Annotated in this window: 14 protein-coding genes; 7 read left to right on the plus strand and 7 right to left on the minus strand. The window is 56.0% G+C overall.

All coding sequences use genetic code 11. The annotated features are described in order from the left end of the window. Nucleotides 1-119 precede the first annotated feature (119 nt). The gene (locus ERD84_RS15450; protein WP_306669572.1) at nt 120-614 is read right to left on the minus strand and encodes an HNH endonuclease; all 495 of its coding nucleotides are present in this window, start codon (nt 612-614) and stop codon (nt 120-122) included. A 146-nt stretch (nt 615-760) separates the two neighbouring features. On the opposite strand from ERD84_RS15450, the gene ERD84_RS15455 reads away from it, so the two are divergent. Beyond that, nucleotides 761-1,177, plus strand: a complete 417-nt coding sequence (locus ERD84_RS15455) for a CoA transferase (RefSeq protein WP_245150726.1) — start codon at nt 761-763, stop codon at nt 1,175-1,177. 31 nt (nt 1,178-1,208) lie between these two features. Here ERD84_RS15455 and ERD84_RS15460 read toward each other — a convergent pair whose 3' ends face one another. From ERD84_RS15460 to ERD84_RS15470, 3 genes are all read right to left on the minus strand, one after another. Continuing rightward, the gene (locus tag ERD84_RS15460; RefSeq protein ID WP_130040576.1) at nt 1,209-2,300 is read right to left on the minus strand and encodes an alpha-hydroxy acid oxidase; all 1,092 of its coding nucleotides are present in this window, start codon (nt 2,298-2,300) and stop codon (nt 1,209-1,211) included. Between the two features lie 33 nt (nt 2,301-2,333). After that, nucleotides 2,334-3,014, minus strand: a complete 681-nt coding sequence (locus ERD84_RS15465; RefSeq protein ID WP_130040577.1) for a Fe2+-dependent dioxygenase — start codon at nt 3,012-3,014, stop codon at nt 2,334-2,336. Nucleotides 3,015-3,104: 90 nt separating this feature from the next. Continuing rightward, nucleotides 3,105-5,324 (minus strand): TonB-dependent receptor, encoded by a 2,220-nt coding sequence (locus ERD84_RS15470; RefSeq protein WP_130040578.1) that lies wholly within the window; start codon nt 5,322-5,324, stop codon nt 3,105-3,107. 155 nt (nt 5,325-5,479) lie between these two features. Here ERD84_RS15470 and ERD84_RS15475 point away from each other — a divergent pair, with 155 nt between their 5' ends. Both ERD84_RS15475 and ERD84_RS15480 read left to right on the plus strand, forming a co-directional pair. Then, the gene (locus tag ERD84_RS15475) at nt 5,480-6,187 is read left to right on the plus strand and encodes a response regulator transcription factor (protein ID WP_167667524.1); all 708 of its coding nucleotides are present in this window, start codon (nt 5,480-5,482) and stop codon (nt 6,185-6,187) included. 1 nt (nt 6,188) lies between these two features. After that, nucleotides 6,189-7,520, plus strand: coding sequence for a sensor histidine kinase (locus tag ERD84_RS15480; RefSeq protein ID WP_167667526.1), 1,332 nt, complete (start codon nt 6,189-6,191; stop codon nt 7,518-7,520). Nucleotides 7,521-7,560: 40 nt separating this feature from the next. On the opposite strand, the gene ERD84_RS15485 is transcribed toward ERD84_RS15480, so the two are convergent. From ERD84_RS15485 to ERD84_RS15495, 3 genes are all read right to left on the minus strand, one after another. Continuing rightward, nucleotides 7,561-7,896 carry a hypothetical protein gene (locus ERD84_RS15485; RefSeq protein ID WP_130040581.1) on the minus strand — a complete coding sequence of 112 codons (336 nt, stop codon included), beginning with the start codon at nt 7,894-7,896 and terminating at the stop codon, nt 7,561-7,563. A gap of 205 nt (nt 7,897-8,101) precedes the next feature. After that, nucleotides 8,102-8,986, minus strand: a complete 885-nt coding sequence (locus tag ERD84_RS15490) for a DMT family transporter (RefSeq protein WP_130040582.1) — start codon at nt 8,984-8,986, stop codon at nt 8,102-8,104. Nucleotides 8,987-9,002: 16 nt separating this feature from the next. Beyond that, nucleotides 9,003-9,455, minus strand: a complete 453-nt coding sequence (locus ERD84_RS15495) for a DUF2214 family protein (RefSeq protein ID WP_130040583.1) — start codon at nt 9,453-9,455, stop codon at nt 9,003-9,005. 88 nt (nt 9,456-9,543) lie between these two features. Here ERD84_RS15495 and ERD84_RS15500 point away from each other — a divergent pair, with 88 nt between their 5' ends. The 4 genes from ERD84_RS15500 (at nt 9,544) to ERD84_RS15515 (ending at nt 14,487) form a co-directional block, all read left to right on the plus strand. Further along, complete coding sequence (locus tag ERD84_RS15500) at nt 9,544-10,791, plus strand: CynX/NimT family MFS transporter (protein ID WP_130040584.1); 1,248 nt, start codon at nt 9,544-9,546, stop codon at nt 10,789-10,791. Nucleotides 10,792-11,089: 298 nt separating this feature from the next. Next, nucleotides 11,090-11,653 carry an alkyl hydroperoxide reductase subunit C gene (gene ahpC / locus ERD84_RS15505; RefSeq protein WP_130040585.1) on the plus strand — a complete coding sequence of 188 codons (564 nt, stop codon included), beginning with the start codon at nt 11,090-11,092 and terminating at the stop codon, nt 11,651-11,653. A gap of 108 nt (nt 11,654-11,761) precedes the next feature. Then, nucleotides 11,762-13,360 (plus strand): alkyl hydroperoxide reductase subunit F, encoded by a 1,599-nt coding sequence (ahpF, locus tag ERD84_RS15510; RefSeq protein WP_130040586.1) that lies wholly within the window; start codon nt 11,762-11,764, stop codon nt 13,358-13,360. A gap of 143 nt (nt 13,361-13,503) precedes the next feature. Beyond that, the gene (locus ERD84_RS15515; protein ID WP_130040587.1) at nt 13,504-14,487 is read left to right on the plus strand and encodes a diaminopimelate dehydrogenase; all 984 of its coding nucleotides are present in this window, start codon (nt 13,504-13,506) and stop codon (nt 14,485-14,487) included. The last annotated feature ends 71 nt before the right edge of the window (nt 14,488-14,558 follow it).

Raw genomic sequence — 14,558 nt, forward strand, 5'->3', positions numbered from 1 at the left:
CCGCGCCCTGCCGCGGATGATCACCCGAGACAAAGAAATGGTCGATGTAACCGTTCTCCTGCAGATCTGCATAGGCGATGAGCAGTCCGTCCGCCTCTATGACAAACGGATTGATCCCTCTAATTCGCGTCTGCCAAATGCGGCCGTCCAGATCGGCAGGTGCCCATGTACTTCTCATGCTCAGGTTTCAGTGCGATCCTCATTGAGGATGTGATTCCAAGTTTATCGGCCTCAATGAATAAGGGTGAAAGGCTAATCACCCCACCCGTATCGAACGTGATAAAACCTTTATCGAACGCCTTATCCAGATTTGGCGAAAGCAGCAATCCATTCCACTGGTCCAATCGCTCGCTGTTCGTTGAGTTCTTCCACGGCTTAATGTGAGACGCAACGAGGAGGCTTGTATCGCTGAATCCCGTAACAGCACAGCAGGTCCAATGCAGTAGCACCTTGTCTCGGAACGTACCCTGTCCGATCCTGGATTTGATAAGCGCCGTTTTCTCGGTCGGCGTCGTGGTCAGATCGCCCATGATTTGTTCAAGGTCGTCTTGCACGTCATCACCACCATTGCTCGCGAGGTATGCTGCGTACTGCGACAAGGTTGCGCTATACATGTGATGTCCACGCGCGTTTCGCTCTTTGAAGACGGGCAGCTCCTGGATGAGTTGGGAAAGCTCACCAAAGGCTGAAGAGCTAGTTAAAGCGATTAAAGAACCTGAGATCAGACCGCTACCGGACTCGCGACGGTTGGGTCGGCGTCCTGCCTTATACGGAAAAGCACTGGAATGCTTTCTTCAATGCCGTGGGCAAAGGCGAACTCATCAAAGAATTCGATATTGCTGATCGCCACAAAAGAAACGCCAGAATTCAAGAAATTTACGCGATGATCGCGGAAATAACGCCATTGAAAACGACCGATGAATGGATAGCCATCTGTAGTGAGCTCGACATACCGGTCACGCGCATTTACGCACTCGAAGAGCTGCCTGAACATCCTCATCTCAAAGCGGTCGATTTCTTCCAGGAAAGCGATCATCCCTCGGTGGGTCACATCAGACAATTCCGGCCTAGTGTCCGGTTCAGTGACACACCGGTCAGCATCTACAAGCACGCACCAGAGCTGGGTGAGCACACTCAGGAAATACTGGATGAGATCAGACCGAAATCCGGGCAATGACTCTGGTCTTGAAGTCGGGCATTGATTAACACTACTGAGCGGGAGCCCAAATGACAGACTCATCGATTTCGCTCAGGGTCTTGCGGCCGCATAGCACCATGGCCATTTCGAATTCTGTTCTAAGAATATGCAAGACATGCGCCACGCCCTGTGGGCCATTGACGGCCAGGCCATGAATAATGGGCCGGCCCAGCATGACGGCTTTGGCGCCCAGGGCCAGTGCCTTCAAGACGTCGGTGCCGCGTCGTATGCCGCCATCGAGCAGGACGGGGGTGCCGCCAGCGGCGCCGACTATCGAGGGCAATGCTTCGATGCTGGCGGGCACGGTATCCAGGACACGACCGCCGTGGTTGGACACAAGCAAACCAGCTGCGCCGGCCTGAATAGCACAGCGGGCATCGTGGGGTGACATAATGCCCTTCACCAGCACGGGTAGCCGCGTCTGTGCCACGGCCCATTCTATATCGCTCCAGTCAGGCAATGCCGAAACGTGGGCGCTTTGAAACAAGGATGCGCCGGCAGCAATTGACATGCCCTGCGCAGGCGCCGGGCGGCCATTGAGGTTCACAGCGGAAATATGAGAGGGCAATGCAAAGCCGGCTCTTTGCTCGGCATTACGGCAGCCATTCAGCGCTGCGTCCACGGTAATGACCAGGGCCCGGTAGCCGGCGGCTTCGGCTCGGCGTATGAGGGCCAGGCTGTCGGCCTGATCGGCCTGCAGATAAAGCTGAAACCAAAGAGGGGTGGACGAGGCCTGTGCAATGTCTTCCAGCGACATGCTGGACAGCGTGCTGACCACCATCCCAGCGCGCATGGCTGACGCAGCCAGGACGCTTGCCTGTTCGCCCTCCGGGTGGGCCAGCTTTTGATAAGCAAGGGGTGCGAGCAGTATGGGGTAATCCAGCGTGGTGCCAAACAAGTCGAGGGCGGTATTGCCACCCTGCATGGAGCGCAGGTGGCGAGGCGACAAGAGAATGTCTTCGTATGCGCGCCGGTTGCGTATACATGTATGTTGATCTGCTGCACCACTGTGCACGTATGCCCATGTTTCAGGGCTTAAGACCTGTTTGGCCATTGCCTCGTAATCGGCTAGGCAAGTGAGGGCTGCGGCATCTTTGGACATAACGTTCTTTGTATAGAGTTGCAGGCAGGATGCTCAGGTGTTGGCCCATTGGCGCACCAGATTGTGATACACGCCGGACAATCGAATAAGCTCGCTTGCATTGGCGTTTTCTGCTGTCAGGGCTTGTATGGAGCTGTCCAGCTCATAGAGCAAGGCCCTTTGCGTGTCGTTCCTGATCATGCTTTGCACCCAGAAGAAGGCTGCATAACGGACGCCTTTGGAAACGGGGTTGACCCTATGCAGGCTGGTACCCGGATAGACGATGATGTGGCCGGCGGGAAGTTTGACCGATTGCTGTCCGTAGGTGTCGTTGATGATCAGTTCGCCGCCCTCGTAGTCTTGAGGGTCGGCCAGGAAAAGGGTCGCGGAAATATCGGTACGCACGTATTCCTGAGTGCCGGGAATGGTCCGTATGGCGTTGTCGATATGATCGCCATAAGTTTCGTTTTCCGCATAGCGGTTCAGCATGGGCGGCAAAATGCGCAAGGGCAGGGTCGCCGATATGAATGTGGGATGTTGTGAAAGCTGAGACAAGATCAAGTTGCCGATTTGCTGGGCCAGTGGATCGGCAATATCGAGCTGGGCATTCCGCTTTTGCCGCACGGCCAGATGGCCCGCAGTCCCCTTGCCGTCCTTCCAGTCAGCTGTCTCAAGACGATCAACGATCTGCCTGGCCGCCTCCGTTGAGATAATGTCTGGAATGCTCAGCAACATACTTGCCGCTCCTTGAGTGAGATAAACAGTTTTCAATCGACCAAAAAAAGGCGAGCGGGTCATCGCTCGCCGCTACGCTATTATCGCGTATTACTCGTAACGGTAGGTCGCTGTCAGCATATAAGAACGTCCGGCGCCCACATTGGCGAAAATGCCTACGTGCGACGCATCGTACAACTCGGTATCGGAGATGTTGTTGACATTTAGCTGCAGCGCAAACTGCTTGTTGATGTCGTAACGCGCCATGGCATCGTAGCGCACATGGGAGGGCAGGGTCAGGGTGTTGGCGTCGTCGACATAGCGTTCGCCCAGATACGAAACGCCACCCCCTACGGTAAATTTCGGATGGACCTTGTAGGTAGTCCAGAGCGTGGCGCTTTGCTTGGCAATGAACTTCATCTGATTGCCGTCGTAGTTATTGCTGCCGTTCTGGTATTCGAGCGTCTTGGGATCAAGATAGGTATAGCCCGCCCAGATGTCCCATTTCGGTGTAATGGAGCCAGTCAGGCCCAGCTCTATGCCGCGTACACGGTTGTTCCCTGCCAGGGTTATGTCGCCGGTGAGTGGGTCGGTGGTGCGCGCGTCGGTTTTTTTGGTTTCGAACAATGCCGCGGTGAAAGACAGACGGTCATTCAGGAAGTCCCACTTGGTACCCAATTCCCAGCTACGGCTTTTTTCAGGCTCCAGGTCGCGTACTGCCGCGCCGCTGGCCGCACCGTCTGCTCCGCCAGCCTGGCCCAGGTTCTCTCCGCTGGGATTTGAGGACGTGGCATACGACAGATAAATGCTGCCGTTGGGTGCGGGCTTGTAGACCAGACCCAATTGATAGTTCAGGAAGTTGTCTCTGCGCGACTCCTCTGTGCTGTCGACTCTGAAGCTGTCATAGCGCAGGCCCAGATTGACCGAGAACTGTTCGTTCAAGTCTATGGTGTCGAGCGCATAGATGGAGGTCGTCTTGATGTTGCCGGCATTTTCCTTGGGCCCGCGCGTGATGTTGTAGTTGTAGTTTCGGTTAGGGTTGGGGTTGTACAGGCTATCGAGGTCGCTGCCGGGCAGCCCCTTCATATCTTTGGAATAGATGTCTTCCTTGCTGAACTCGACACCCGTCGAAAAATTGTGTGTGAGCGATCCGGTGGTGAAGCTGCCATACAGATCAGTTTGATTGATCAGGGTTTCGGAACTGCGCCAGCGCGCCCGATCCTGGCGAGTGAACTGCACGTCAGGACCTTCGGTGGCGCAAGGTGCACCGTCGCCCGCCTCGCAATTGGCGAACGACGGACGGGTCATCAGGTAGTGATTGAGGGTTGTGCCATAGCGCGTGGTATTACGGACTGTGACGTTGCTGCTGAGGTCATGCTCCAGTTGCGCTGTGGCCATGTCGAAGACGTTTTCCCGAAAATCGGTGTTGTGTCGGCCGTAGAAATTGTCGCGATCCACATTGGGTGGTGTTGTGCGGTCGGGATTGGCGTCATTTCTGAAAGGTACGCCCAGGTCGGGCATGTCGTTGTTTTCGATATGCGAGTAGCTGAGTGTTACCCGCGTTGGCGTACCCAGCCCAAATGCGATGGAAGGGGCAATGCCCCAGCGATCAATGGTAACGCCGTCGCGCCCAGGCATGTCGCCACCCATTTTCATCATGTTCAGACGGAAGGCGCCTGTGTCAGAAAAGGCAATGTTGCCGTCGGTGGTGGCGCGCCATTGGTCTGCGTTGCCATAGCCCGCCGATACCTCGAAGAAATTGTCGAGTTTTGGCGTCTTGGTTTGCAAATTTATACTGCCGCCGGTGCCGCCCCGGCCCGTGTAGGCTGAGCTGGGTCCCTTGATGATCTCAATGGATTCAAGGTTGAAGGTTTCGTGGGAGCCGCGACTATAATCGCGCAGGCCGTCGACGAAGATATCGGTACTGGCTTCGTAGCCCCGGATGAATGGACGATCGCCCACAGGCGTGCCGCCTTCGCCTGAACCCAGGGTAACGCCTGGAGTGGTGCGCAGGACGTCTTGTAGTGACGTGGCGCCACGGTCTTCAATGAGCTGTTCTGAAATGACGGTAATGCTGCGGGGGGTGTCAAGCAGGGGAGCCGTGAACTTGGGTGAGCTGATAGTGTCGGGCGTTTTGTAGCCGTCGGCCTGACCCTGAACCGTCACTGGCTCCAAGGTGGTCGCGCTGTTTTGCGCGAAAGCGGGGTTGATGGCCAAGGCTCCGCTCACTACGGCCGATGCGAACATGGATTTACGAAATGCGCCCTCAAAAGCTTCCTTTGGAATCAGGCAATGAGATTCCGGATGGTCTGGCGCGGTTCCTGCTGACATATACTCTTCCCTTAGAATAAGATTGGTTCTCATTATTATTCTATGTTTGCGTCTGTCAAGTCAGCGTCAAGTTTTTCCTGATACCCATTAACTTGAATTTTGGTATTGCATCTAGCCACGCTGGCTCAGGCCAATGATTTTTTCTTGACGTGTTTATGGATAGAGATAGCGCTTATTACTCCGCGTATTCCATTTTGGTGGTGGAAGATGATGCAGCACTGGCTGGCAATGTGCTGACGGCGCTGACTCTGGAAGGTTTCCTGGCAGACGCTGTCTACGATGGAAACATGGCGATTCATGCTCTGGCCGAAAGACGGTTCGATCTGCTGGTGCTGGATATCGGCCTGCCGGGTAAGGATGGTTATCAGGTGCTGACGCACTTGCGTGAAGCCTTGCGGTCTGCTGTTCCGGTCATTTTGCTCACGGCAAGGGAAAGCCTGGAAGACAAGAAAATAGGGTTTACCGTGGGGGCGGATGATTATTTGACCAAACCCTTTGCGCTCGAGGAACTGGTTTATCGGATCAAGGCCTTGCTGCGCCGAGCTGACAACATACCTGGCCTGTTGGTTGAGCTCAAGCACGGCGCGCTGCGCATGTCGGTGCGCAATCAGCAAGTCTGGGTGAATGGCAGGGAAGTGCATCTTCCCAAAAAAGGTATGCTGATACTTGAACTGCTGCTAACGCATCCGGGACGTTTGATTCCTCGCGAGAGCCTCGAGCGGGCATTGTGGAAAGATGGCGTGCCGAACTCTGATGCCTTACGCAGTCAAGTACATATACTCAGGCGTTTGCTGGCCGTGCATGGGTATACGGGCATAGAAACCGTCAGCGGTAGCGGGTGGCGCCTCAGTGATGCGAAATAGCATGTCCGGGAGCAGAGGTCTCAGCCAGCACTCGCTGGTGTTTCGGTTTACTTATGCGCTGACTGCATTGGTTTGGGTTTCCGTCCTGGCGGTGTGTTTCTCCGCCTATGGGGTGCAGAAAAGCATGGGCGAGCGCATGATCGATCATCTTGTGGAAACGGAAGCCCTTAGATTGCAGATAAAGAAATCGCAGGAAGACGACACCTGGAGATTGGCTTTTGAACGGCAACTGGGTCCCACCATGCGCGCCTGGGGCGAGAGCAAGGCGGTGTCTTCCGTGACCATGCCTTCCGTATTACGCACGCTGCCCCTGGGCCTGCGCCACATGCACTCACAGGGCAGGGCATGGCATGTGATGGTAGTGGAGGCCAGGGATGGCCGACTATATGTCGCATATGACTCCAGTGATGCCGAGTCACTAACAGAAAAATTTGCCTGGGCATTGCTGGCCATAGCCCTGTTTTTTATGGTTTTGTCTTATTTTCTGGCACGCGTGCTTGCCAGGTGGGCGGTGCTGCCCATACAGACGGTTACTGCGCATTTGACGCGCTGGGCGCCGGGGCGCCCGAGTATGTTTGGCCTGACGTCAAATGAAGGCGTACAGCTGACCGAAGCCTTCAATAAAATGCAAGATCGCATAGATCAGACACTGGCCGATCAAAAGGAGTTGTCGTCCAACTTCAATCATGAGGTCAGGACACCGCTTACACTGATACGAACCGATGCGGAATTGGGCAAGCTCGAAGCAGCGTTCCAGGAGAAGGCGGCCTTGCGCTTTGAGCGTATCATGCGCTCGGCAGATGAAATAACCGAGAGCCTGGAAGCTGTGTATTACCTGGCCCAGGCTTCACACGGCCAAACTGAGCCGACATCATTACGCGATTGCGTCAATGATGTGTTTACCAGCGCGGCGTCTGAAGCCGAGTCACGGGACCTGGTGCTGCATAACCAGGTCGACGAGGCGCACATCGAGCTTGTGAATCGCCATATGCTGCTGACGGTGATCAGGAATATCGTTCGCAATGCGATTTTCCATGCTGCGCCGGGCACGCTGGAAATCAATTCTGCAGGGCATGGATTGGCATTCAGCGATGATGGGCCCGGCGTAAGTCCGTCCGATGCTCCGCATCTGTTTGACAGGTACTACAGTACTCGTCGGCTTGATGTGTCATCGGGTGATGTGCCGGGTGCCCTTTGCAAGGGAGAGGCTGGTCTGGGGCTGGCCATTGCCAAGCGTGTGTGCGTGGTTCAGGGATGGGACCTCGAGATTGCCAGTTCGGCCAGAAGGGGCAAGGGCCTGACGCTGCTGCTGTCGTTTGCACCCCCAAAGTAGCCCCGACCGGGGCGCCATGGGCAGGTCGTGCTATGTTGCATTAGTAGCGCCGGTCGTAGTCGCGATCCCGCCTGTAGTAGCGATCACCGTCGTAGTCATCCCTGCGGGAGCGTCGGTATTCCCGATGGCGATCATCGTAACGATCGTCATAGCTGCGTTCCTGGGTGAGAATATTACCCAGCAAACCGCCTGCGGCTGCACCACCTAGTGCATAAACAGGATCGCCACCTGAAACTACAGCTCCAGCCGCAGCGCCTAATCCTGCACCCATCATGGTGTTGTTCGCCCGTCTGTCATAAGAGGAGGCGCAGCCGGCCAGAGCAAATGCCATCAGGCCCACCACGATAAGTCGTCCAAAATTGCCTTGTGCGCGCATGATGCCGCTCCTTTTCAAAAGAATATGGAGCTAGCGTAGTGGGCCGATACGCTGTCTGCAAGCGCTATGGGCGGTTTTGAAATGCGCTGAAAGAACCTGGCTTTTCAATGCTGTTTTTGTAATGGCTTGGAAGTATTCAAGACATGGTTTGGTGACATTTGCTGCCGGATGCAACAGTGTCGCCGTGCCGGTCGAGGGCCAGGAATCAGGACTTGCGCATGACCAGGTAAATGCCCGCCACTGCCAACACCATGCCCGGCCAGGCAAGCATTGGGACGCCTTCCCCCAGTATGGGGAAGGCCAGCAAGGCTGTGGTGGGTGGCACCAGACAGAACAGGGCGGAAACGCGTGATGCTTCGCCGCGCCGAATCATGGCTAGCAGCAAGGTAATGGCAATGATGGAATTGCCCACGACCAGGTAGGCCAAAGACAGAAATAAACCAGGGGTCCATTGCACCTGCATGGGCTCAAGAAGGAAGGCCAGGGGCGCGGCCACGGCCAGTCCGACGCTGTACTGAATCATATTTGCGGTGATGGGGTGCTCTTCAGTGCCATAGCGTTTTTCCCATAGGGTGCCTCCCGTCATGCAGAGCAGCGCCAGCACGCCAAATAGCAGCCCGGTTGTTGAGGCGACCTCTACCGTGGACTTGGCCAGAATGACGATGCCCGCTCCCACTACGCCCATCAGTAGTCCGCCCCAGCGTATGAGTCCGACTCGCTCCGAGGCGATGGCCGGTGCAAGCAGACCCACCAACAGAGGCTGCTGGGATGTGATGATGGCCAGGGCGCCTGCCGACACGCCTTGTTTTAGACTTAGATAGGCAAATGAAAAGTAGCCTGCTTGAACCATCAAGCCCACAATGGACAGGTGCATCCAGACCCGCGGCGTGGCGGGTAATGGAGGTCTCAGCCAGAGGCAAGGAATAATCAGGATCGCAACGACGCAGGCGTAGCGCAAGGCCAGAAAAGTGAAAGGGTCGGCGTAGGCCAGGCCCAGCTTCAGGAAGATAAAACCGAAAGACCATAGCAGCAGGAAGAGCGTGGGCGCGGCCGCAAGCCACAGTGGCGTATTCTGTGGCGTGCGCGCCATCAGGCGGATGCCTGGTTCACGCCAGACTGCCCACGCCGCGCGCCATGAGCGCAGCACAGAGAATCAGGCCAGCCAGGGCAAGCATTTCGAGTTTGATGATTCCGCGCAGTTGCTGCATTTTTTGAGGAGAAGGGACTGGCGTCCTGCCGGCCTTGACTTCGGATCGCCACGACAGGAATTCTTTGGTGGGCCGTATGGACAATATGCCAACCAGGACAAACAGGGCCAGTTTCAGCAGGAATGGAATATTGCTGAAATAAAACGCTGCGCCTTTTTCAAAGTAAAAAACGCGCAGCAGGCCGATGATCAGTACGGCGCCCGCCATGGCACCGAACACCATATCGGCCGCTATCAGCTTGCGCGCCAGGCTAACTGTCAGGGGTTCACGGATTAACACAAACTCGATGGCGAGCGCTGCTACCAGGGCAAAAACGGCCATGTGGTGCAGGAAAGCAAATAGAGAGCTCAAGGTGCTTCCTTCGTGGTGAGTACAGGCAAGGGGTTATGATCAGTCATTCTGATCAGCGTCGCAACACATTTACAGCAAATAAAGCAGCATGGCATCTTCAGCACCTCGCGCCGAGAGCGCTCCCAGCTCAGCGCCGCCCCGTAGCCGCGTGGCTTCCGTTTTGCTGGGTGCCAGCCTGATGCTGATTGCATTTAACTTAAGGCCTCTGTTTTCCAGCCTGTCGGTATTATTACCCGATGTGTTGCAACAGACCACTCTGTCGTCGGCGGGCGCCGGTTACCTGACGACACTGCCCGTGCTGTGCCTGGGCCTTTTTGCGCCCCTGGCGCCCAGAATTGCAGGAAGAATTGGACCGGAACGCACGCTGCTGCTCGCGTTGCTGGTGTTGATGACGGGCACGGCCTTGCGCGGGACGGGCAGCGTGCCGGCCCTGTTTCTGGGCTCGGCGTTGGCGGGGGCGGCAATTGCCACGGGCAACGTGCTGCTGCCTAGCGTAGTCAAGCGTGATTTTTCCGGGCAGGCCGCCCTCATGACGGGGCTTTACACCATGGCCTTGTGTGGAGGCGCCGCTTCGGGGGCGGCCTTGACGCTGCCCATTGCACATGTTTTTAATGATTCCTGGAGGGTTGGTCTGGCGGCTTGGGCGATCCCGGCATTGTTGGTGATAGTAGTCTGGGCACCGCAAGCCATGCGGGCCCGTTCTGCCGCTTCGCAATCACGGCGTAAGGTAAGCGGCCTATGGCGTGATCCGCTGGCCTGGCATGTCACTTTTTTTATGGGACTGCAGTCTGCCCTGGCCTATTGTGTCATGGGCTGGATGGTGCCCATTCTGCGTGAACGGGGACTGGGTGGTATCGAGGCGGGACTGGTTGCATCGGTGTCCATCATGGTACAGGTGGTCACTTGCTTGCTGTTGCCTGTCCTGGCCCAGCGATTCAAAGATCAGAAATGGATAAACGCCGGGCTGGGCCTGGTTGCAGCCGTAGGGCTGATCGGGATGCTGTATGCCCCGCTGTCCATGATTTGGCAGTGGGCGGTACTGCAGGGCGTAGGGCAGGGAGGTTTGTTCGCCATGGCCATGATGGTCATTGTGCTGCGTTCTCCCGACTCCCATGTGGCGGCGCATTTATCGGGCATGGCCCAGGGGTTCGGTTATGCACTGGCGGCCCTGGGGCCTTTGCTGGTTGGCTTGTTGCACAGCATGACAGGCAGCTTTCAAGCCAGTGGGTGGCTGTTCCTGACGCTGGGGTTGTTGGTGGCCTTGAGCGGTTGGGGGGCGGGCCGGCCGTTGCTGGTGCAAGTACGCAGCGCTGAGACGTCGTCCCATCGGGGCTGAGGGTCGGTTCGAGATGGTTGGGCAAGGGAACAAGACTTGTCCGTGTCATGTTCGGGTTGTACACTATTAGCGTCGCCAATGCATTGGTGTCGTGTAGTGGGCTGGCGCAGCGCAAGTGTATTGCTGGTTGGTCCTTTATAAAAGAAAGCACGGAATGTCCCTTCCGTGTTTTTTCGAGCCCCAGCAATAGTCATTAGCTATTAGATTAATAATATTAATTCATTTTACAAATCAATAGAGGGTGCCTATACTAGTGGCTATTACAGATTTTTTAACCCCTTTCAGACAAGGAAATGCAATGTCCCTGATCAACACCAAAATCAAACCATTTAAAGCAACCGCATACCACAATGGCAAATTCGTTGACGTCAGCGACGAATCCGTAGCAGGCAAATGGTCGGTCTTTGTTTTCTACCCCGCTGACTTCACGTTCGTGTGCCCTACCGAGCTGGAAGACCTGGCTGAGCAATATGCTGAGTTCCAGAAGATTGGCGTTGAAATCTATAGTGTTTCGACCGATACACATTTCTCGCACAAAGCATGGCACGACACTTCCGATGCAATCGGTAAAGTGAACTATCCCATGATTGCCGACCCAACCCACGCCCTGGCTCGCAACTTTGAAGTGCTGATCGAAGAAGAAGGTATTGCTCTGCGCGGTACGTTCGTGGTCAATCCCGAAGGCGAAATCAAGGTCATGGAAGTCCACGACAACGGCATCGGCCGTGTTGCTTCCGAGCTGTTGCGCAAAGTAAAGGCTGCTCAGTACATCGCCGCTCACCCCGGTGAAGTTTGCCCCGCCAAGTGGGAAGAAGGCGCAGCAACCCTGACTCCTTCGCTCGATTTGGTCGGCAAAATCTAAGTAAACACTCGCTTGCGATAAGCAGGTTGCTTATACGTATGCCGCGTGCAGGCCACGAGCCGGCGCGCGGCCTCCCAGAAATTCCTCTTATCATGAAGGTGAATCGCTATGTTGGATGCAAATCTTAAAGCCCAGTTGAAATCCTATATGGAAATGGTCTCGCTGCCCATCGAGATCGTGGCGTGTCTGGACGACGGCGCCAAGTCGCGCGAATTGCGTGAACTACTCCAGGAAATCGAGGGAATGTCAGACAAGATTTCGCTGACCGAGCGTAACGATACCGACGAGCGCAAACCGTCGTTCACCATCAACCGCAGCGGCACCGATATCAGCGTTCGCTTTGCGGGTATTCCCATGGGTCACGAATTCACGTCGCTGGTGCTGGCGCTGCTGCAAGTTGGCGGCCATACCATCAAGCTGGACGAGTCTGTGATCGAACAAATACGCAATCTTGACGGCGACTTCAAGTTTGAAACTTATTTTTCCTTATCCTGCCAGAACTGTCCCGACGTGGTCCAGGCATTGAACGTGATGTCCATCATCAACCCGCGCATTCAGCACGTAGCAATCGATGGTGCCCTGTTCCAGGACGAGGTTGATGCGCGCCAGATCATGTCCGTACCCACCATGTTCCTGAATGGCGAAGTGTTCGGACAAGGTCGTTCCAGTGTCGAAGAAATCCTGTCCAGGCTCGATACCGGCGCTGCGGCGCGCCGTGCCGAAGAAATCAGCGCCAAGGATGCCTACGATGTACTCATTGTCGGCGGTGGTCCCGCTGGTGCAGCGGCAGCCGTTTACGCCGCACGCAAGGGTATACGCACCGGAATCGTGGCTGAACGCTTTGGTGGTCAGGTGCTCGATACCATGGCGATCGAAAACTTCATTTCGGTGCAGGAAACCGAAGGGCCGAAATTCGCTGTGGCGCTTGAGCAGCACGTCAAGGCCTACGACGTCGACATCATGAACCTGCAAAAGGCTCAGGCCTTGGTGCCGGGCAAAGGCATGACAGAGGTTCGCCTGGCCGATGGTGGTGTGCTGAAAGGTAAAACCGTCATCCTGGCAACGGGGGCGCGCTGGCGTGAAATCAACGTTCCAGGCGAGCGTGAGTACCGTAACAGCGGTGTGGCCTATTGCCCGCACTGCGATGGCCCGTTGTTCAAGGGCAAGCGTGTGGCGGTTATTGGTGGCGGCAACTCCGGTGTCGAGGCCGCGATCGACCTGGCCGGATTGGTGGCGCATGTAACACTGATTGAATTCGGTGATGAGTTGCGCGCCGATGCCGTGTTGCAGCGCAAATTGCGTAGCCTGTCCAATGTGACCATCATCATGTCGGCGCAAACCACCGAGATTCATGGCGACGGCAAGAAAGTCAATGGCCTGTCCTATAAAGACCGGAATAGCGGCGAAACGCTTAAAGTCGAACTCGAAGGTGTCTTCGTCCAGATTGGCCTGGTGCCCAATACCGAGTGGCTGAAAGACACGCTGGCGTTGTCGCGCCATGGTGAGGTCGAAATTGATGCCAGGGGCCAGACCTCTTTGCCGGGTGTTTTCGCGGCGGGTGATTGCACCACGGTGCCCTATAAGCAGATCGTTATTTCGGCGGGTGACGGCGCTAAGGCGGCGCTCAGCGCCTTCGATCACCTGATCCGCACTTCGGTGTCAGACGTTGACGAAACCGAGGAAGCTCGCGAAGCCGTATCGGCCTGAGTTGTGCCGTCCGGTCTGCCGGATTGCATTGAGTATCACACCCCGCAAGGCCTGTGCCTTTGCGGGGTTTTTGTTCTTGCTGGAGTGGCATACACTAAAATCTGCCATTGCTTTGATTAAATGAAAGAAAGGAACAGCCGGACATGGGTGAAAAAATCAGAATTGGAATAGTCGGTTATGGAAATCTCGGGCGTGGCGTAGAGCATGCCATTACTCAAAATGCCGATATGACGCTGGTCAGTGTTTTCAGCCGCCGTGATCCGGCCAGTGTGCAAACCCTCAATGGCGTTCCGGTCCATCCCCTGGCAAATATCAGCGAATTCAAGAACGACATCGATGTCCTGATTTTATGCGGTGGATCCAAGAACGATTTGCCCGAACAAGGGCCCGCCATGGCAGCGCTGTTCAACACCGTAGACAGCTACGACACGCACGCAAAAATTCCCGAATACTTCGATGCTGTCAATCAGGCGGCCGAGTCGGGTGGTAATGTCGCGCTGATTTCAGTAGGTTGGGATCCGGGCCTGTTTTCGCTGAATCGTTTGTTTGGCGAGGCCGTGCTGCCGCAAGGTGCTACCTATACCTTCTGGGGCAAAGGGCTGAGTCAGGGCCATTCCGACGCGGTGCGCCGGATTGCCGGGGTCAAGGGTGCCGTGCAATACACCATACCTGTAAATGATGCGGTCGATCAGGTACGCAGTGGTTCCTTGCCCACTCTGTCCACCCGTCAGAAGCACACACGTGAGTGTTTTGTCGTACTTGAGGCCGGCGCTGATGCGGCACAGGTTGAACAGGCCATTCTGACCATGCCCGATTACTTCGCCGACTACGATACCAGCGTCAGCTTTATCACCGAAGCAGAGCTCAAGCGCGATCATGCCGCCATGCCCCACGGTGGCTTTGTTATTCGCAGCGGTAAAACGGGTCAGGGCTCAACTCAGGTCATCGAGTATTCGCTGAAGCTTGAAAGCAATCCCGAGTTCACGTCCAGTGTGTTGGTGGCATACGCCCGTGCGGTATTTCGGCTGAGTGGCCAGGGCCAGACCGGTGCCAGAACCGTGTTCGACGTAGCGCCTGGCCTGTTGTCGCCCAAGATGCCCGCTGAATTGCGCAAAGAACTGCTCTAGAAAAAGCACCCAAATGCAAGGGCTGCGTGCCTGCGCGGCCGTTGCATTTGGTAGTGTCACGTTGCATGGAA

The sequence above is a fragment of the Pollutimonas harenae genome, from assembly GCF_004153685.1.
Taxonomy (GTDB): Bacteria; Pseudomonadota; Gammaproteobacteria; order Burkholderiales; family Burkholderiaceae_B; genus Pusillimonas_C; species Pusillimonas_C harenae.